The sequence below is a fragment of the Alloalcanivorax profundimaris genome, assembly GCF_015265435.1.
Taxonomy (GTDB): Bacteria; Pseudomonadota; Gammaproteobacteria; order Pseudomonadales; family Alcanivoracaceae; genus Alloalcanivorax; species Alloalcanivorax profundimaris.
Map to the genome: position 1 here is coordinate 105,879 of NZ_JABJWH010000010.1, position 18,932 is coordinate 124,810.

General features: G+C 66.0%; 15 protein-coding genes and 3 tRNA genes. 3 read left to right on the forward strand and 15 right to left on the reverse strand.

The window, feature by feature from the left end; genetic code table 11:
* Window positions 1-16: 16 nt before the first annotated feature.
* The 13 genes from gspF to uvrY form a co-directional block, all read right to left on the reverse strand.
* Window positions 17-1,240, reverse strand: coding sequence for a type II secretion system inner membrane protein GspF (gene gspF, locus HMJ39_RS06715; RefSeq protein ID WP_161385091.1), 1,224 nt, complete (start codon window positions 1,238-1,240; stop codon window positions 17-19).
* Window positions 1,240-2,751, reverse strand: a complete 1,512-nt coding sequence (gene gspE, locus HMJ39_RS06720; protein WP_161385090.1) for a type II secretion system ATPase GspE — start codon at window positions 2,749-2,751, stop codon at window positions 1,240-1,242. The genes gspF and gspE overlap by 1 nt, the downstream gene beginning before the upstream one ends.
* 5 nt (window positions 2,752-2,756) lie before the next feature.
* Window positions 2,757-3,890, reverse strand: a complete 1,134-nt coding sequence (locus HMJ39_RS06725; protein ID WP_161385165.1) for a response regulator — start codon at window positions 3,888-3,890, stop codon at window positions 2,757-2,759.
* The gene (locus tag HMJ39_RS06730; protein WP_228462197.1) at window positions 3,859-4,467 is read right to left on the reverse strand and encodes a chemotaxis protein CheB; all 609 of its coding nucleotides are present in this window, start codon (window positions 4,465-4,467) and stop codon (window positions 3,859-3,861) included. Before HMJ39_RS06730 ends, HMJ39_RS06725 begins: the two co-directional genes overlap by 32 nt.
* A gap of 28 nt (window positions 4,468-4,495) precedes the next feature.
* A complete protein-coding gene (locus tag HMJ39_RS06735; RefSeq protein WP_161386178.1) occupies window positions 4,496-4,966 on the reverse strand; it encodes a response regulator in 471 nt (156 codons plus the stop codon).
* A gap of 14 nt (window positions 4,967-4,980) precedes the next feature.
* Window positions 4,981-5,844: a CheR family methyltransferase gene (locus tag HMJ39_RS06740; RefSeq protein WP_161386177.1), complete on the reverse strand. Its 864-nt coding sequence runs from the start codon at window positions 5,842-5,844 to the stop codon at window positions 4,981-4,983.
* Between the two features lie 14 nt (window positions 5,845-5,858).
* Complete coding sequence (locus HMJ39_RS06745; protein WP_194296716.1) at window positions 5,859-9,530, reverse strand: response regulator; 3,672 nt, start codon at window positions 9,528-9,530, stop codon at window positions 5,859-5,861.
* Window positions 9,531-9,771: 241 nt separating this feature from the next.
* A tRNA-Leu gene (locus HMJ39_RS06750) sits at window positions 9,772-9,858 on the reverse strand.
* 46 nt (window positions 9,859-9,904) lie between these two features.
* Window positions 9,905-9,978: transfer RNA gene (locus HMJ39_RS06755), tRNA-Cys, on the reverse strand.
* A gap of 51 nt (window positions 9,979-10,029) precedes the next feature.
* Window positions 10,030-10,105: transfer RNA gene (locus tag HMJ39_RS06760), tRNA-Gly, on the reverse strand.
* Between the two features lie 126 nt (window positions 10,106-10,231).
* A complete protein-coding gene (gene pgsA / locus HMJ39_RS06765) occupies window positions 10,232-10,837 on the reverse strand; it encodes a CDP-diacylglycerol--glycerol-3-phosphate 3-phosphatidyltransferase (RefSeq protein ID WP_161386175.1) in 606 nt (201 codons plus the stop codon).
* Window positions 10,838-10,919: 82 nt separating this feature from the next.
* The gene (uvrC, locus tag HMJ39_RS06770; RefSeq protein ID WP_161386174.1) at window positions 10,920-12,743 is read right to left on the reverse strand and encodes an excinuclease ABC subunit UvrC; all 1,824 of its coding nucleotides are present in this window, start codon (window positions 12,741-12,743) and stop codon (window positions 10,920-10,922) included.
* 78 nt (window positions 12,744-12,821) lie between these two features.
* A complete protein-coding gene (gene uvrY / locus HMJ39_RS06775) occupies window positions 12,822-13,475 on the reverse strand; it encodes a UvrY/SirA/GacA family response regulator transcription factor (RefSeq protein ID WP_161386173.1) in 654 nt (217 codons plus the stop codon).
* Window positions 13,476-13,950: 475 nt separating this feature from the next.
* Here uvrY and HMJ39_RS06780 point away from each other — a divergent pair, with 475 nt between their 5' ends.
* From HMJ39_RS06780 to HMJ39_RS06790, 3 genes are read left to right on the forward strand one after another with little or no spacing between them, the layout of a single operon-like run.
* Window positions 13,951-15,630: a carbon starvation CstA family protein gene (locus HMJ39_RS06780; protein ID WP_194296717.1), complete on the forward strand. Its 1,680-nt coding sequence runs from the start codon at window positions 13,951-13,953 to the stop codon at window positions 15,628-15,630.
* Window positions 15,627-15,911 (forward strand): cory-CC-star protein, encoded by a 285-nt coding sequence (locus HMJ39_RS06785; RefSeq protein ID WP_194296718.1) that lies wholly within the window; start codon window positions 15,627-15,629, stop codon window positions 15,909-15,911. Before HMJ39_RS06780 ends, HMJ39_RS06785 begins: the two co-directional genes overlap by 4 nt.
* Window positions 15,911-16,915, forward strand: coding sequence for an ArsA family ATPase (locus HMJ39_RS06790; protein WP_194296719.1), 1,005 nt, complete (start codon window positions 15,911-15,913; stop codon window positions 16,913-16,915). Before HMJ39_RS06785 ends, HMJ39_RS06790 begins: the two co-directional genes overlap by 1 nt.
* A gap of 83 nt (window positions 16,916-16,998) precedes the next feature.
* Here the strand turns inward: HMJ39_RS06790 and HMJ39_RS06795 are convergent, their stop codons facing one another.
* Both HMJ39_RS06795 and HMJ39_RS06800 read right to left on the reverse strand, forming a co-directional pair.
* A complete protein-coding gene (locus HMJ39_RS06795; protein ID WP_194296720.1) occupies window positions 16,999-18,030 on the reverse strand; it encodes a M29 family metallopeptidase in 1,032 nt (343 codons plus the stop codon).
* A gap of 152 nt (window positions 18,031-18,182) precedes the next feature.
* A complete protein-coding gene (locus HMJ39_RS06800) occupies window positions 18,183-18,881 on the reverse strand; it encodes a TetR/AcrR family transcriptional regulator (RefSeq protein WP_161386169.1) in 699 nt (232 codons plus the stop codon).
* Window positions 18,882-18,932: the final 51 nt, after the last annotated feature.

The following is an 18,932-nucleotide window of genomic DNA, read 5'->3' on the forward strand; positions in this document are numbered from 1 at the left end:
CCCGCGCGGGCCCGACCTACCCCGCCATGAAATTGTTCATCTGCATGATGGGCAGCATCACCGCCAGCACGATCAGAATCACGAACCCGGCCATGACCAGCAACATCAGGGGCCCCAACAGTCCCACCATGGTTTGGACCGTGCTGGTCAGTTCCCGTTCCTGATAGTCCGCCGCGCGGGTGAGCATGTTGTCCAGCTCGCCGCTGGCCTCGCCGCTGGCGATCATCTGCACCAGCATGGGCGGGAAGTAGCCGCTTTGCTCCAGGGCCCGGCTCAGGCTGCCGCCCTCGCGCACCCGGGCGGCGGCGGTGACCACCGCTTCGCGGATCGCCAGGTTGCCGACCACCTGGGCGGCGATGAACAGGGCGTCCACCAGGGGCACGCCGGAACGGCCCAGAATGCCCAGGGTACTGGCCAGGCGGGCGCTGTCCGAGGCGCGCATCATGGTGCCGATCAGCGGCAGGCCGGCCAGGCGGCGGTGCACGCGCATGCGGAACGCCGGTTCGCGCATGGCCCGGGAGAAGGCGATGGCGCCACCGATCACCACCAGGGCCAGCAACCAGCCCCAGGCGCGCACGAAATCGCTGAGCGCGATCACCGCCACGGTGATGAACGGCAGGGCCTGATCCCGGTTGGCGAACACCGCCACCATCTTGGGCACCACGAAGGCCATCAGGAAGCCGATCACCAGGGCCGAGAATATCATGATGAAGGCGGGGTAAATCATCGCCTGGCTCACCGAGCGGCCGGTGTCGTCCCGGGTTTCCAGGTAGTCGGCGAGCTGCTCGAGCACCTGCTCCAGGTGGCCGCTCTGCTCCCCGGCGGCCACGGTGGCGCGGTACATTTCCGGGAAGGCGCGCGGGTACTCGGCCAGGGCGTGGGCCAGGCTGTAGCCCTCCAGGACCTTGCCGCGCACCGCCAGGATGATCTTTTCCACCCGCACCTGGCCGGCCTGCTTGGCCACCGCCGAGAGCGCCTGCTCCACCGGCAGGCCGGATTTCAGCAGGGTCGCCAGCTGGCGGGTGATCAGGGCCTGCTCGCCGCCCTTGAGCTTGCCGGTGGCGGACAGGCGCGCGGACAGCCCGCCGCCGGCCTGGCGGTCCTTGGCCTCGGACACTTCCAGCGGCACCCAGCCCTTGTCGCGCAGCTGCTGGCGGATCTGCCGGGCGCTGTCCGCTTCCAGGGTGCCGCGCTTGACCTTGCCCCGGTGATCCAGGGAGCGATATTCGAACGCGGGCATCAGTCTTCCTTCGTGACGCGCAGCACTTCTTCGATGCTGGTGTCGCCGGCCAGCACCTTGCGCCAGCCGTCCTCGCGGATGCTCGGCGTCAGGGTGCGGGCGTGCCGGGTAAGCCGCAGTTCGCCGGCGCGTTCATGGATCAGCTCGCGCATGGCGTCGTCGATCACCACCAGCTCATAGATGCCGGTCCGGCCCCGGTAGCCCTGATGATTGCAGTGTTCGCAGCCGGTGGGATGGTAGAGGGTAGCCTCCTGGTCCGGCGCCAGGCCAAGCATGCGGCGCTCGCTGTCGCTGGGCTGGTAGGGCTGCTTGCAGTCGTCGCAGAGCACCCGCACCAGGCGCTGGGCCAGGGCCCCGAGCAGGGAGCTGGACAGCAGGAACGGCTCGATGCCCATGTCCTGGAGCCGGGTCACGGCGCCCACGGCGGTGTTGGTGTGCAGGGTGGACAGCACCAGGTGACCGGTGAGCGACGCCTGCACGGCGATCTCGGCGGTTTCCAGGTCGCGGATCTCGCCCACCATCACCACGTCCGGGTCCTGGCGCAGGATCGCCCGCAGGCCACGGGCGAAGGTCATGTCCACCTTGGTGTTGACCTGGGTCTGGCCGATGCCCTCGAGCTGGTATTCGATCGGGTCCTCGACGGTGAGGATGTTGCGCGAGGCGTCGTTCAGTTCGGTGAGCGAGGCGTACAGGGTGGTGGTTTTACCGGACCCGGTGGGGCCGGTGACCAGAATGATGCCATGGGGCTTGTGGATCAGCTCGCGCATGTGCGCGTCGCACACCTCGCCCATGCCCAGGTGCGCCACCTGCAGGCGCCCGGCCTGCTTGTCGAGCAGACGCAGCACCACCCGCTCGCCGTTGCTGGACGGCATGGTGGACACCCGCACGTCCACGTCCCGGCCGCCCAGGCGCAGGGAGATGCGGCCGTCCTGGGGAATCCGTTTCTCGGCGATGTCGAGGCGCGCCATTACCTTGATGCGCGACACCAGCAGCGGCGCCAGCTCCCGCTTCGGGGTGAGCACCTCGCGCAGCACGCCGTCCACGCGCATGCGCACCACCAGGCGTTTCTCGAAGGTCTCGATGTGGATATCGGAGGCGTTCTCGCGGATCGCCTCCTGGAACAGGGCGTTAATGAGCCGGATGATGGGCGCGTCGTCTTCCTGCTCCAGCAGGTCGGAGGTCTCCGGCAGGGAATCCGCCAGACTCGCCAGATCCAGCCCTTCCAGGTTGTCGGCGGCTTCGGCGGCGGCGCCGCGCTGCTGCTCGTAGGTCAGCGCCATGGCGGAGCTGAAGGCGCCCTCGTCCAGCTTGACGATGGGCGGCAGCCCGCCCAGCCAGCGCTGCACCTCGGCCAGCGCCTGCAGCGACACGTCCTGGCGGCAGCACAGTTCCCGGCGGCCGTCCTTTTCCCGCAACAACACCCCGAAACGGCGCGCGAAACCGTAGGGCAGCAACTGGGGCCCGCCGGCGTCTTCCATGTCCTCGGATTGCTCGACCACTGCTTCGCTCATAACCCTCAATACCTTTCCATCAGGATTTCAACGATCTCGCCGTTACCGTCGGAGAGATCCAGGAACTGGAAGCCGGCGTGGTATTCGCCCGGTTCGTCCAGCGCCTCGCTCCACACCACCCTGGCGTTGAAGCTCATTGTATTCATTCCGCCGATCTGGTCGGGCAGCACCATGCCCAGCTCAAGATGCTCGCCGGGGGCCATGTCCCGGCGCAGCAGCAGCTTGAAGCCGCCGGCGCTGAGATTGATCAGCCTGCCCACATTACCACCGGTGCCGCGATCGAACACCACCAGTTCATGGAACATCCGCTTGCGCGGCCAGCGGCGCCGTTCCCGGCGCTCGCCGTCACCGCCCTCCTCGTCCCGGCGGCGCAGCATGAACACCACGCCGGTGAAGACGCCGCCCTCGCGGACCACCGGGTTGGCGTGGACGCGTAACGCTAACGGCTCTTCATGACCGTATGGATACAGGTCCAGATCGTCCTCCCAGTGGTGGCCCTCGGCGCACGGCGCCAGCACCGGACAGTCCCGCCAGTCCGGGGCCTCGCCATCGGCGCCGCCGAACAGCAGCGCGGTCACCGGCCGGTTGAGCAACGCCTCCCGGTCCACGTTGAGCAGCGCCGCCGCGGATTCGTTGCAGAAGCTCACCCGCCCCTCGGCGTCCGCGCCCACCACCGCCTCGCCGAGCGCGTGCAGCAGGCGCTCGTTCTCGTCCTTGAGCCGCTTCATCTGCACCACGGCCTGCTGGAGCTTCCGACGTTGCCGGTCCAGTTCCAGGAATACATTGACCTTGGCGTCAAGGATCTGTTCATCCACGGGCTTGAACAGATAATCCACCGCCCCGGTCTCGTAGCCCTTGAAGACGTATCTCTGCTCCTTGGAGATGGCGGTGACGAAGATGATCGGGATGTGGCGGGTCTTGCGGTTGCGGCGCATCAGCTGCGCCACCTCGAAGCCGTCCATTTCCGGCATCTGAACGTCGAGCAACACCAGGGCGAAATCGTGCTTCAGGGCGAGCGCCAGGGCCTCGTTGCCGGACTGGGCCATGACCAGATTGCGGCCCTCCCCCTCCAGCAGCGCCTCCATGGCGACCAGGTTCTCCCGGTGATCATCGACGACCAGGATGTTCTGTTTTTTCATTGCGCGACCCAACCAAGCTTTCCGCGAGATACGGCCCGATGCGCTCCAGGTCCAGGATGGTTTCCACCGCCCCCTTGGCGATGGCCGCCTCCGGCATGGCCGGGGCTTCGCTGCTCTGCGGCGACTGGGCCAGGGTCGGTCCGCCGCGACGGCGGATGTAGTCCAGACCCTCGGAGCCGTCTTCGTTGGCGCCGGTGAGGATCACGCCCAGAACCTGCCTGCCGTAGACATGCCCCGCCGAGAAGAACAGTTCATCAATGGACGGCCGGGAAAAATGCACGGGCCGATAAATGGTCAACGCGATGGTGTGGTCCGCGTCGACCAGCATGTGATACCCCGGTGGCGCCACATAGACGTGCCCCGGACGTATCCTTTCCTTATCTTCCGGCGCCACCACGGGCAGCCGGGTATATTTCTGCAGCAGCCAGGCCAGGCGGTTGTCGGAGCTGGCGTTCTGGTGCTGGACCAACATGATGGCCGCGGGAAAGCGCTCCGGCAAGCTGGAAAGAATGCTCGAATAGGCATTCAGTCCTCCCCAGGACGCTCCCATGACCACCGCTTGGATCGCTTCCCTCATGGCTCGGCGCCGCGCCGGCGGCGCGGACCTACTGGTCGCCGCCGCGGTTACGTTTCTCCGCCTCGTAGGCGGCCCGGTGCGCCTGGGCCTCCTTGAGCTTGGCCTGCAGCTCGCGGCGCTGGTGGTCCAGTTGCAGGAAGAAGTTCACCTTGCTTTTCAGGATCAGCGGATCCAGCGGCTTGAACAGGTAATCCACGGCGCCGGCCTGGTAGCCCCGGAACACGTATTTCTTTTCCTTGCTGATGGCGGTGACGAAGATGATCGGGATGGTCTGGGTATCCTTGCGCTGGCGCATCAACTCCGCCACTTCGAAGCCGTCCATGCCGGGCATCTGCACATCCAGCAGGACCAGGGAGATGTCTTCCTTGAGCAGAATGCGCAACGCCTCCTGGCCGGACTCGGCTTTCAGCAGGGTGCGCCCTTCCTCTTCCAGAATGGCTTCCAGGGAGACCAGGTTGGCGGGTTGGTCGTCGACCAACAGCAGTTTCTGCTCGATCATGCGTTTTCTCGAATTCAGGCGTTATGACGCGGTTGTCGCTTGCGGAAAATCCGCATCGGTTTGTTGACCACCTCGAAGGCGTCCTCGTCGCCGCTGAACCGCAGGCTCTCCTTGGTGCCGAGACACAGGTAGCCGCCCAGATCCAGGCTGTCGTCGAACAGCCGGAACACCCGTTGTTGCAGGGAGCGGTCGAAATAAATCAGAACGTTGCGGCAGAGTATCACATGCATTTCGCCGAACACCTGATCGGTGGCCAGGTCGTGGTCGGCGAACACGATATTGCGTTTCAGGCGCTGCTCCATGATCACGCTGTCATAGCGGGCGGTGGCGTAATCGCTGAGCGAATGGCGCCCGCCCGCGCGCCGGTAGTTGTCGGCGTACTGCTTGAAGGCGTGGATCGGGTAGATGCCCTTCTTGGCCGCCGCCAGCACGTTCTTGTCGATGTCGGTGGCGTACAGCATGGCGCGCTCGTAGAGACCTTCCTCCTCGAGCAGGATGGCCATGGAATAGATTTCCTCGCCGGTGGCGCAACCGGCGTGCCAGATCTTGATGAACGGAAAGGTCTTGAGCACCGGCACCACTTCCTCGCGGAACGCCCGGTAGAACTCCGGGTCCCGGTACATCTCGGTGACATTGACGGTGAGGTCGTTGAGCAGGGTGACGAAGAACTGGCGGTCGCGCAGCACCCGGTCGGTCATCTGCAGCACCGTGGAAAAGCCGGACATGGTGAGCCGGTGCATGATGCGCCGGCGCATGGAGGCCTGGCTGTAGGAGCGGAAATCGTAGCCGTACAGCTGGTAGATGGCCTCCAGCAGCAGGCGGATCTCGATGTCCTCCAGGTGCACCTGGTCGTCGCTGATGGCCTGTTCCGTTTCCACGGGCGGCTCTCCGTTCATTTATGCAGCCACACCCGCATCAGCGAGGTGAGCTTGCTCATGTCGATGGGTTTGGAGCAGTAGTCGTTGGCGCCGGCGTCCAGGCACTTGGCGCGGTCGTCCTTCATCGCCTTGGCGGTGAGCGCCAGGATCGGCAGCGTGGTGAAGCGTGGTTGCTGGCGAATCCGCCCCATGGCCTCGTAACCGTCCATCTCCGGCATCATGATGTCCATCAGCACGATGTCGAAACCCGGATCCCGTTCCAGGGCCTCCAGCGCCTCGCGACCGTTGTTGGCGAGGCTGATGTCGAAGCCCAGCTCCTCCAGCTGGGCGGACAGCGCGTAGATGTTGCGCATGTCATCGTCCACCAGCAGCAGGCGCTTGCCCTCGAAGATGTCGTCACGGTGCTCGATCATCTCCGGGTTGCCGCGCCGGTGCGAGGGCAAGGTGGATTCCAGCCAGTGCAGGAACAGGGACGCCTCGTTGAGCAGCCGCTCGTGGGAGCGCTCGGTCTTGAGAATGATGCGGTCGGCGTACTTGCGCAGCCGCGCTTCCTCTTCCCGGGTCAGGTCCTTGCCGGTGTAGATCACCACCGGCACCGCCTCGTACTGGTCGTTGGCGTGCAGTTTCTCGAGCAACTCGAAGCCGCTCATGTCCGGCAGCGTGAGATCGAGAATCATGCAGTCGTAGACGGTGTCGCCGAGGGCCGCCAGGGCATCGGCGCCGCTGGTCACCGCGGTGATCTGCACGCCCTTCTGATCGAACAGCTCGCGGATGCTCTCGTGCTGGATTTCACTGTCCTCCACCACCAGCAGGCGCCGCACATTGGTCTCGATGGCGGTTTCGATCTTGGCGAAGGCGCTGAGGATCTGCTCCTGATTCACCGGCTTGGTGAGAAAATCGATGGCGCCCAGTTCCAGCGCCTTCTTGCGCTCGTCCTTGCCGGACAGGAAATGCACCGGGATGTCCTGGGTACGCGGGTCGGCCTTGAGCTTTTCCATCACTTCCCAGCCGTCGATACCGGGCAGGCCGATGTCGAGGATGATGGCGCTGGGCCGGTAGCGGCGGGCGTACTCCACGCCGCTCTCGCCGTCGGTGCAGATGTGGCTTTCCAGGCCGTAATCCGCGGCCAGATCGACCAGCACATTGGCGAATTCCTTGTCGTCCTCCACCACCAGCACGGTCTTCTCGCGCACCACGTAGTCCTCGTCCGGCTCGGCCAACGGCAGGTTCGGCGCGGTGTGGGCCTCGGCGTTGGCGCCCACGTCCATGTCCTCGTCCAGGCGCGGCTCGCTCTCCGCCGCGCCGGCCTCCGCCTCGCCTTCCGGCAGGTAGAGCATGAAGGTGGCGCCGGTGCCCGGGCCGTCACTGTGCAGGCTGATCTCGCCGCCCAGCAGCCGCGCCAGCTCCCGGGAAATGGTCAGGCCCAGGCCGGTGCCGCCGTACTTGCGGCTGGTGGTGCCATCGGCCTGCTGGAAGGCCTCGAAAATGAGTTTTTGCTTGTCCTCGGGAATGCCCACGCCGGTGTCGGTGACCGCGAATTTCAGGGTGCGGGCGCGGTCCAGGCGGCCGGGCACCCGCTCCTCCGGGCCGGGACGGTGGATTCCCAGGGTCACGGAGCCGTCCTCGGTGAACTTGAGGGCGTTGGAGAGCAGGTTCTTGATGATCTGTTCCAGACGCTGGCGGTCGGTGTAGAAATGCTCCGGCAGGCCCTCGCCCAGGTCGATTAGGAACTCCACGCCGCGGTTCTCGGCGATGTGGGTGAAATGCCGGCGGAAATGGTCGCCCAGCTCGCGGGGGGCGATGGGGTCCACCATCACGTCCATCTTGCCCTCCTCGATCTTGGAGATATCGAGGATGTCGTTGATCAGCGACAGCAGATCGGAGCCGGCGGAATGGATCACCTGGGCGTGCTCCACCTGCTTCTCGTCCAGGTTGCCCTTCTTGTTCTGGCCCAGGGCGTTGGACAGGATCAGGATGGAATTGAGCGGCGTGCGCAGCTCGTGGGACATGGTGGACAGGAACTCGGACTTGTACTTGGAGGACAGTTCCAGCTCCTTGAGCTTGTCCTCCAGTTCCTGGTGCAGCAGCTCCAGTTCCTTGTTCTTGTCGGCCATTTCCGACTTCTGCTCGCCGAGCAGCTTGGCCTGGGCTTCCAGCTCCTCGTTGGTGACCCGCAGTTCCTCCTGCTGGGCCTGCAAGGATTCCTCGGAGGCGCGCAGGGCCTGGGTCTGGGATTCCAGCTCCTCGTTGATCGCCTTGAGCTCTTCCTGCTGCTGCTGCAGCCGGGACTCCGAGGCGGACAGCTCCATGGCCTGCTCTTCCAGGTCCTGGTTGACCCGCGCCATCTCCTCCTTCTGCTGCTCCAGGGCACTCGCCTGCTCCTGGGTGCGCGCCAGCATGGCGGCCAGGCGCAGGCGACTCTGGGCGCTGTGCAGCGCCACCGCGATCACCGCCGCGCCCTGCTCCAGGAACTGCAGCTCCGCGTCGCTGAGCGGCTGGAACGAGCCGATCTCCAGCACGCCCTTGAGCTCATCCTCGTGGATCACCGGCAGCACCACCACGTTGCGCGGCACCGCCTTGCCGGTGCCGGAACCCACCACCATGTAATCCTCCGGCACCTCTTCCAGGACGATGCTCTTCTTCTCCAGGGCGCACTGCCCCACCAGGGACTCCCCCAGAGCGAACTCGTTGGCCAGTTGCTTGCGGCGCTGCATGGCGTAGGCGCTGCTCAGGCGCAGGGTGCCGGCCTCCTGGTCGAAGGCGTAGAAAGCGCCCACCTGGGCCTCCAGGGTGGGCACCAGATAACCGAGCAGGTTGCGGCCCAGCTGCTCCAGGGTCATCTCCCCGCGCAGCAGGGCGTTGAGCTCCGCCAGTTGATTCTTGATGCGTTCCTGGCGGCGGTCCGCCTCGGTGCGCGTTTTCAGGGAATCGCGCATCTTGCGGATGGCGCGGATCAGGTGGCCGGTCTCGTCACGGCTGTCACTGCCGATCTCGGTGTCCCAGTTGCCGTCGGCGATGCTGTCCGCGGCGCTCACCGCGTCCTCCAGGGGGCGCGTGATGGCGCGGGTGACGCGCAGCGCGATCAATCCGAGCAGCGTGAAGGCCACGCTGCCCAGGGCCAGGCCGATCAGCTGGGTGCTTTTGTTGTCCTCGCGGCTGGCGTTCAGGGTTTCCCGGAATTTCTGGTAGCGCTCCTGCTCGAATTCCCCGTGGGCTTCTTCGTAGGCGTCTTCCAGACGCCGCATCTCGTTGAATTCCTCGTAGCTGTTGATCATCGACATGGGGTCGTCGATGAGCGCTTGGGCGACGCCGTTGGCGGTGTTGATGTAGCGGATGAAAGCGGCGCGCAGATCGTCCACCGACTCGCCCAGCTTGGGGTCCAGCCGCTCGATGTCGCCGAGCCGCTCCAGGAACACGTCGGAACGCTCCCGGGCCTCGTCCAGCAGGCTCGGATCCACCCGGGTCACGGCGTCGTTGTAGGCGCCGCTGATCGCCAGAAACTCCACGTTGTTGGCGTTGACCAGCTCCAGCACCGGGAAATCGTGGTTCTCCACCTGCTGCAGGTGGTGGATGTTGGTTTCCGCGATGTAATAGCTGTAGAGGAAATAGGCGAGGAAAAGGAAGACCCCCAATGCCGCCACGGACAGGATTTTCAGCCGCACGGACAGATTGTTCAGCCAGCTCATCGATGTGTCCCCATGATCGCGCCCCCAGGCGCTCTTATTATCGTTCCGGCCCTCCGGGATCGGATTAAAGTATCAGAAGGTCCCGGTGGGGCAAAGACGGCAGCGGCCGGTACCGCGCACGCAACGCTCGGATTATAAAGGGGAAACACCGACCTGGAAGGCGGTCACGCCAAGACTGTGAAGCCGGTCACTGCGAATTCCTTCGCATTGGACGGACCATCTCGGAGAAAATACTGGAAGGTGGTGCGGGTAGCCGGACTCGAACCGGCATGGCCATACGGCCGAGAGATTTTAAGTCTCTTGTGTCTACCAGTTTCACCATACCCGCCTGATCGGAGAGATTACGTGCGTAACGCGGTGGGGTGAAGCGGAAATGGAGGCGCGGGTCGGAATCGAACCGGCGTATACGGAGTTGCAGTCCGCTGCATAACCACTCTGCCACCGCGCCGTGAACCTGGGAATAAAAAACCCCGGCGTGTGAACCGAGGTTCTGATAATTTGGAGCGGGAAACGAGATTCGAACTCGCGACCCCAACCTTGGCAAGGTTGTGCTCTACCAACTGAGCTATTCCCGCTTTTTTCTTCATCGTGGGCATCGCCCCGATGCGAAGCCGCATTCTACCGGAGCGGCCCCCTCTGTCAAGACTGTTTTTTCTGTCCTTTCAACATCTTGGCCAAACTTTGCGCAGTCCGGGCGAGGCTCAGTCGCCCTTGCTGGCGGCCAGGAACTGGGGCGCGGCGGCGCGCAGATAGCGCATCATGGACCAGAGCGTGAGCACCATGGCCAGGTAGAGCGCGGCGTAGCCGATCCACAGGCCCGGGGTCATGAGAATGTCGCCGTCGGCGGCGTGCTCCGGCTTGAGCGCCAGCAGCACCGTGATCGAGCCCATCTGCGCCACGGTCTTCACCTTGCCCACGGAACTCACCGCCACCCGGGCGCGCTGGCCGAGCTCCGCCATCCATTCGCGCAGGGCGGAGACGGTGATTTCCCGGCACACGATCACCATGGCCGGCACCGACAGCCAGATGGTGGCGTGCACCTGCACCAGCACCACCAGGGCCACCGCCACGATCAGCTTGTCCGCCACCGGATCGAGGAAAGCGCCGAACGGGCTGGTCTGGCCGAGCTTACGGGCCAGGTAGCCGTCCAGCCAGTCGGTGAGGCCGGCGGCCAGGAACAGCCCGGCGGCCAGCATGTCGCTCCAGCCGAAGGGCAGGTAAAACACCGCCACCAGCACCGGGATCGCCGCCACACGGATCAGGGTGAGAATATTGGGCAGGTTAAGAATGGGCGCGTGCTTGGACATGAATACCGTCTTTGCCGTCGGCGAAAAAGGAAAGTATATCGGAAAGCGGCGCGGCTCTCATTCAAGGACGCCTTTCGGAACGCTACTCATGAAACCAGTTGTACAGGGTTTCCGCGGTTTGCGCATTGATACCCTCCACCCGGGCCAGTTCCTCCCTTGAGGCGTTGCGCAACTGTTTGAGCCCGCCGAAGTGGTTGAGCAGTGCCTTGCGCCGCTTGGGCCCCACCCCGGGGATGTCCTCCAGGCCGGAGCGGCGCGCCTTGCCGCGCCGGGCGCGGTGGCCGGTAATGGCGAAACGGTGCGCCTCGTCGCGGACCTGCTGCAGCAGATGCAGGGCGGCGCTGGCGCCACCGGGCACCAGCTCGCGGCCGTCCGGCAGATACAGAACCTCCAGGCCCGGGCGGCGGCTGGGCCCCTTGCCGATGCCCATGACCAGCACCCGGTTGTCCAGCTGCAGGGACTGGATCACCTGGAAGCAGCGCTGCATCTGACCCTTGCCGCCGTCGATCAGCAGCAGGTCCGGCAGCTTGCCCTCTTCCTTCACCACCCGCTGGTAGCGGCGGCGCACCGCTTCTTCCAGGGCCTCGTAGTCGTCGCCGCCGTGTTCCGGGTTGACGTTGAAGCGCCGGTAGTCCCCCTTGCGGGCGCCCTGCTGATCGAACACCACGCAGGACGCCACCGCCCGCTCGCCCCGGGTGTGGCTGATGTCGAAGCATTCGATGCGGCGGATGGAGGCGTCCGCTTCCAGCAGGGTTTCCAGGGCGTGGAAGCGCTCTTCCAGGTGTTCCCGGGCGGCCAGGTCACCGACCAGGGACTGCTCGGCGTTGGTGCGCGCCATGTTCAGCCAGGCCTGGCGTTGGCCGCGCACCCGGTGGGCCAGGCGGATGCGCCGGCCGAGCCGGGTTTCCAGGGCTTCCTGCAGGGCGTCCTGGCCGGGCAGCGCCTCCGGCAGCACCACCTCGTGGGGGATCGACTGATCGTCCCGTTCGCCCAGGTAGTACTGGGCCAGGAACGCTTCCAGGATCTCGGTCAGGTCCTCCTCGCCCCGGGTGTCCGGGCGGAAGCTGCGGTGGCCGAGCACCCTGCCCTGGCGCACCATCAGCACCTCCACCACCGCCAGGCCGTGGCGCGCCGCCACCGCCACCGCGTCCACGTTGCCGCCCCGGTCGGTCTCCACGTTCTGCTTTTGCTGCACGGACTGGATGGCGGCGAGCTGGTCGCGCAGTTCGGCGGCGCGCTCGAAATCCAGGTCGGCGGCGGCCTGCTCCATCTCGGCGGTGAGCTGGTCGGTGACCGCCCGGCTGCGCCCGGAGAGGAAGTCCATGGCCATGCGCACCTGTTCGGCGTAGGCCTCCCGGCTCACGTAATCCACGCAGGGCGCGGTGCAGCGGCGGATCTGGTACTGCAGGCAGGGGCGCGCCCGGTTGCGAAAGAAGCTGTCCCGGCAGTTGCGCACCCGGAACACCTTCTCCACCAGCGCCAGGGTGTCACGCACGCTGCCGGCGCTGGGATAGGGACCGAAGTAGCGGCTGCCGGGCCGGCGCTTGCCACGGTGAAAGGTAATGCGCGGGTAGGCGTCCGAGGTGGTGATCTTGATGTAGGGGTAGGATTTATCGTCGCGCAGCAGAATGTTGTAGGGCGGCCGCAGCTCCTTGATCAGCGACTGCTCCAGCAGCAGCGCCTCCGCCTCGCTGCCGGTGACCGTGGTTTCCACCCCGGCGATGCGCGACACCAGGGCGCGGGTCTTGGCGCCCACCAGGTTCTTTTGGAAGTAGCTGCCCAGGCGGGCGCGCAGATCGCGGGCCTTGCCCACGTACAGCACCTCGCCGCCGGCGCCCATCATGCGGTACACGCCCGGCTTGCGGGCGCAATGGGCCAGAAACTGCTTGGCGTCGAACTCGGGCAAGGACGGCTCCGTCGCGGGTGGGAATGCGGGTATCGCATGATGGCGCCGCGCCGGGAACTGTCAAGGGGTTGCCCGGTGTCAGGCCGGATTGAGCTCGTTGGCGTCCACCATGCCGTGGCGCACCGCCACCAGGGCCATTTCCACGTCGCTGCTGATGCCCAACTTGTCGAAAATGCGGTAACGGTAGGTGTTGACGGTCTTCGGCGACAGGCACAGCTGATCGGCCACGTCCTGCACCTTATGACAGTTCACGATCAGCATCATGATCTGCAGCTCGCGCTCGGAGAGCATGTCCAGGGGCGCGTGGTGGGTGGGCACGTAGGGCCGCAGCGCCATGGTCTGGGCGATTTCCGGACTGATGTAGCGTTGCCCGGCGTTGACCACCTTGATGGCGCGCAGCATCTCCTCCAGGTCGGCGCCCTTGCTCATGTAACCGGCGGCGCCGGCCTGCATCAGCCGGGACGGGAACGGCTCGTCCTCGCACACGGTCACCGCGATCACGCGCAGGGCGTCGTCCTGGCGCAGCATGCGGCGGGTGGCCTCGAGCCCGCCGATACCGGGCATCTTGATGTCCATGAGCACCACGTCCGGGCTCAGTTCCCGGGCCAGGCGCACGGCCTCCTCGCCGGAATCGGCCTGCCCCACCACCCGAATCCCTTCCTGGTCGTCGAGCATGCGGGCGATCCCCGTTCTCACCAGGTCGTGGTCGTCGACCACCAATACCTTGATCATTGTTTTACTCCCCCACTTGGCGTCCCTGACAGTGGCTGTCCATAACGTTCCAAGACTAGCGCGGCGGCGCTCTTATGCCTAGGCCCCCGGCCGAGCCTCGACCTTGGTCGTATTGACGGGCCCCATGCGGGCGATTCGATTGACGCTCCCCGGCGCCGGGGCCATCCTAGGGCCTGTTCACACTACTTGCATTACGTCTGCTGGATGCCATTTTGACCTCCAACTAGGCGGAGGGAGCGCCGTTTGGTTATTCCAAATAAGCGACCGACAACGACGCTGGGGGCCAAAATGGCTCCAGCCCTTCGGGTTGCGGCTAAAAATCCACCACTCCGCGTTGCTCGTCGTTCATTTGGAGCCACCAAACCTCTCTCCTCGCGCCTTGATTGGTGGATTTTTAGCCGCAACAGGCGTGATGCAAGTAGTGTGATCAGGCCCTAGCGCCCAGAGTGGCCGAACCCATTAAAAGGACAAACCGATGAGCGCAATCCTGCTTCTGGTTCTCGGCCTGGGCGGCATGGCCGCGGGCTATTTCTTCTATTCCCGTTTCATCGCCGCCAAGGTCTACAAACTCGACCCGGATTTCCGCACGCCGGCCCACGAATTCGAGGACGGCGTGGACTTCGTGCCCACCAACCGTTTCGTGCTCTGGGGCCACCATTTCACCTCCGTGGCCGGCGCCGCGCCCATCGTGGGCCCGGCCATCGCCGTGATCTGGGGCTGGCTGCCGGCGTTTCTGTGGGTGGTGCTGGGCACCATCTTCTTCGCCGGCGTGCACGACGCCGGCGCCATCTGGGCCAGCGTGCGCAACCGGGCCAAATCGGTGGGCTCACTCACCGGCGAGGTGGTCGGCGGCCGCGCCCGCAGCGTTTTCATGATCGTCATCTTCCTGGTGCTGCTGATGGTCAACGCGGTCTTCGGCGTGGTGATCGCCAAGCTGCTGATCAACAACCCCGGCGCCGTGGTGCCGGTGTGGGGCGCCATCGCCGTGGCCCTGGTGATCGGCCAGCTGATCCGCCGCCGCGTCATCGGCCTGGGCATGGTGTCGGTACTTGGCGTGGCCTGCCTCTACGGGCTGATTTTCCTCGGGCCCCAGGTGCCGGTGGCGCTGCCGGATACCGTGGGCGGTCTGTCCGCCAACGCGATCTGGATCCTGATTCTGTTCGGCTACGCGGCGATCGCCTCCCTGCTGCCGGTGTGGATGCTGCTGCAGCCCCGTGACTACATCAACGGCCTGCAACTGTTCGTTGGCCTGATCCTGCTGTACGCGGCGGTGCTGATCGGCAATCCCACCGTGGTGGCGCCGATGATCAACTTCGGCGCGCCGGCGGGCACGCCGTCCATGATTCCGCTGCTGTTCGTGACCATCGCCTGCGGCGCCATTTCCGGCTTCCACGGCCTGGTGGCCTCCGGCACCACCTCCAAGCAGCTCAACAAGGAAACCGATGCCCGCTTCGTGGGCTACTTCGGCGCCGTGGGCGAAGGCGCCCTGGCGCTGGCCGCGATCATCGCCGCCACCGCCGGCTTCGCTTCCCTGGCGGACTGGCAGGCGGTCTACTCCGCGTTCGGCCAGGGCAGCCTGACCGCCTTCGTGGATGGCGGCGCCGCCATCCTTAGCGGCGGCACCGGCCTGGACGCCGAGGTGGCCGCCACCCTGCTCACGGTAATGGCCGCCCTGTTCGCCGGCACCACCATGGACACCGGCCTGCGCCTGCAGCGCTACATCTTCCAGGAGTGGGGCGAGATCTATAACCAGGCGTGGATGCGCAAGCCGTTCCCCGCCACCCTGCTGGCGGTGATCAGCTGCCTGGTGCTGGCGTTCGGCGCCGGCGGCGCGGACGGCTCCGGCGGTCTGCTGATCTGGCCGCTGTTCGGCACCACCAACCAGCTGCTGGCCGGCCTCACCCTGCTGGTGGTCACGGTCATGCTGGTGCGGCGCGGCCGCCCCACCTTCTATACGCTGGTGCCCCTGGTGTTCCTGCTGCTGATGACCCTGGCGGCGCTGCTGATCCAGCTCAAGGGCTTCTACACCGAGCAGAACTGGTTCCTGCTGGGCCTGGATCTGGTGGTGCTGGTGGCGGCGATCCTGGTCACCCTGGAATGCGCCGCGGCCCTGCGCCGCCACAAACGGCTGCACGAGGAGGAGGCGCGCTCTTGAAGGGGGCGCGCATCCTGGGCCGGCTGAAACGCTGGTACCGGCACGCCAGCCACCTGGGGGCGGAGTACTACAACGCCCCCTACCGGGCCGCCATCGCCCGCGCCCAACGCGACGAGGAAGACCTGTTCATGCTGCTGGTGTTCGCCGAGACCCTGGGCATTCCCAACCCGGCGGGCTGGTACACCCTGGAGCTGCAGCCGCTGCTGCTGGACCGCTTCCACGACTGGCACCGGCGCATGGGCCTGCCCCACTCGCCCCTGGACCAGTTCCGCTGCTGCTGATGAGCGCCCTGGATACAACCACCCTGCTCGACCAGCGCCGGCTGCTCATGGTTGGCGGCAAGGGCGGCGTCGGCAAGACCACCACGGCCGCCGCCCTGGCCCTGGCCGCCGCCGAACGGGGCCGGCGCGTGCTGCTGGTTTCCACCGACCCGGCCCACAGCCTCTCGGACGCCTTCGACCGGGAGATCGGCGACCGGGAAACCGCCCTGGCGCCCAACCTGTTCGGCCTGGAGATCGACCCGGACCACGAGGTGGACGCTCACCTGGACACGGTGCGCGCCCGCATGGCCCGCTTCGCGGCCCCGGATCAGCGCCCGGAGCTGGAACGCCAGCTGCGCCTCAGCCGGCAATCCCCCGGTGCCCAGGAAGCGGCCCTGCTGGAACGGATCACCACCCTGATGGACCAGGACGACCGCTACGACCTGATGGTGTTCGACACCGCCCCCACCGGCCACACCCTGCGGCTGCTCAGCCTGCCCGAGGTGATGGCCGCCTGGACCGAGGGCCTGTTGCGCCAGAACCGGCGCAGCGAGGAGCTGGGCAAGGTGCTCAGCCACCTCACCCCGGGCCGCGACGTGGACAGCCTCACCGACGAACCGGAACAGCGCGAACTGGCCGACCTGGACGATCGCGCCCGCGGCCTGGCGGCGCCTCTGCTGGAACGCCAGCGACGCTTCCACCGCGCCCGGCGCCGCCTCCAGGACGCCACCCACAGCGCCTTCCTGTTCGTGCTCACCCCGGAGAAGCTGCCGATCCTGGAAACCGAACGGGCGGTGGCCAGCCTGGCGGACGCCGGCATCCCGGTGGCCGGCGCCATCGTCAACCGGGTGCTGCCCGACGAGGCGGAAGGCGCCTTCTTCCGCGCCCGCCGGGAACGGGAGCAACGCCACCTGGCGGACATCGAGACCCGTCTCGGCGCCCTGCCCCGCCATCATCTGCCCCTGCTCGCCGACGACATCCAGGGCCTCGCCGCCCTGGAGGCCTTCGCCGCGCGCCTGCTCTAGGGCCTGTTAACACTACTTGCAGCGCCCATAAAAAAACGGCCCCCGAGGAGGCCGTTGAAGAAAAGCGTCGGCGGAAAACGCGCTTATTTGCGATCCATCTGGATTTCCTTGACCACGATGTCGCCGTCGATGACCACCGGCTCGTCGTCCAGGAACAGGGAGCAGTCGCGCATCGGGATGTCCAGATGGCAGGCGGTGTCGTTGCTGCCACCGAGCTCGTTGTTGGGGCCGGTGGAGAACATCACGTTGCCGTAGAAGCTGCGCGGCTCCATGCCCATGCCGCCGGGGAATTCGCCCGGGGTCATGCGGTGCCATTTGGCGTCCGGGTTCATGCCCCAGCCCACGTGGCTCATGCCCTTGCCGCGCTCGTCGTTGAAGCTGTCCATGTAGGACTTCACCAGGTCGGCGTCGAGACCGCCGCGGATGTCGGTGATCCAGCCTTTTTCGATGGTGTAGGTGATCGGGTCGCGCACGTACATGTTCTGCGGCAGCAGCACGTCGCCAGGCGCCACCACGATCTGGCCGTCGACGCCGTCGTCGTCACCGCCGGTGAACACGAAGCCGGACGGCCAGTGGTCCCAGCGGCCGGGCTCGTCGGTGCAGGCGTATTCCATCACCGTGGGGTAGGTATTGAGCTTATAGGTGACATCGGTGCCGTGGGGCGAGGTGATGCGCATCACCTTGGCCTTGGCGAGCAGCTCGCCGGCGATTTCCACCTTCTCGCGCAGTTCCTTGGTGGGCAGCATGCGCGCCAGCAGCTCCGGCGGTTCCACGGCGGTGAGCACGCGGGTGCCGGCGGCCTGGATCGCCATTTGCTCCGGCGAGAACAGCAGGAACACGCAGTCGATCAGCATGTCCGCTTCCTTGAGCGCTTCCACCGCCTCGGGCAGCGCCGCCAGGCCGGTCTGGCCCACGTTCCAGCCGCCCATGGGGGACGGTGCCGGCAGGCGCATGTGGTACATGCGCGCGCCCAGTTTCTGGCCGGCGGCCATGAAGGCGTCGGCGTAATCAAGGCGCTCGTTGCCCTGGGTGAGGACGACCAGTTTTTCGCCCTCGTGCACACCGGACATCTTGAGCTGGTGCAAACAGATTTCGGTAAAGCTGATGGCATCCATGATTTCTCTCCCGCGTTCGTCGCATTGGGTAGGCGTGACCGTTGAGTCCGAGCATAAATTATAATTCTGTATAATTACAAGCCCGGCACTCCGCCACCCTCGGCGCCGCTCCCACGGGGTATCGAGAGGCGGGGATACCGGGCGCGACGGGGTTATTCCAGGGGGGCGGTGAGCCCGGAGGTGAGAAAGAGCACCAGCTGGCGGAGCATTTCGTCGCGGCCGGGTTCGCCGATCTGGCCGTCGGTGAGGTCGTTGAGGCGCCCCAGGTCATTGAGCATGAACAGATAGGTGCCCACCAGGAACGCCATGCGCACGCTGATGACCTGCCGGGGAATGCCGGGCAGCGCCTCGCACAGAGCCTGGATGTAGCGGCGCAGGGAGTCGTCGTACACCTCCCGGCGCAGACGCAGAGCGTACTCCGCCGGTTCCGCGTGCAGGCGTGCCTGCAGGCGCACGAAGGCGGCGCCGCCGGGGCCGCTGTATTTCATGTCCCACTGGGGCTTGAGGTAGGCGTGGATCAGTTGCGGCACGGTGGGACGGCCATCGTCGGCCAGCAAGGCGTCGAGCAATTCGTGGCGGGCGCGGGAGATCACCCCGCCGTGGCGCCGGTACACCGCGTCGAACAGCTCATCCTTGGTGCCGAAGTAATAGCGGATCATGTTCTGGTTCACGTCCGCCGCCCGGGCGATATCGCGCACCTTGGTGCCGGCGAACCCGTGCTCGGCGAAGGTCAGCTCCGCCTGGTCCAGGATCACCTCGCGTACCGCCTGATCGTCCTTGGGCCGCCCGGGCCCGCGCCGCTTGCGGGTCACGCCGGCCTTGTCACCTTCGCCTTTTGTACCTTCCGCCATCTCGTCGCTGTCCTCCGACGCAAACAAAAAAGGCGCCGCGAGGGCGCCTTT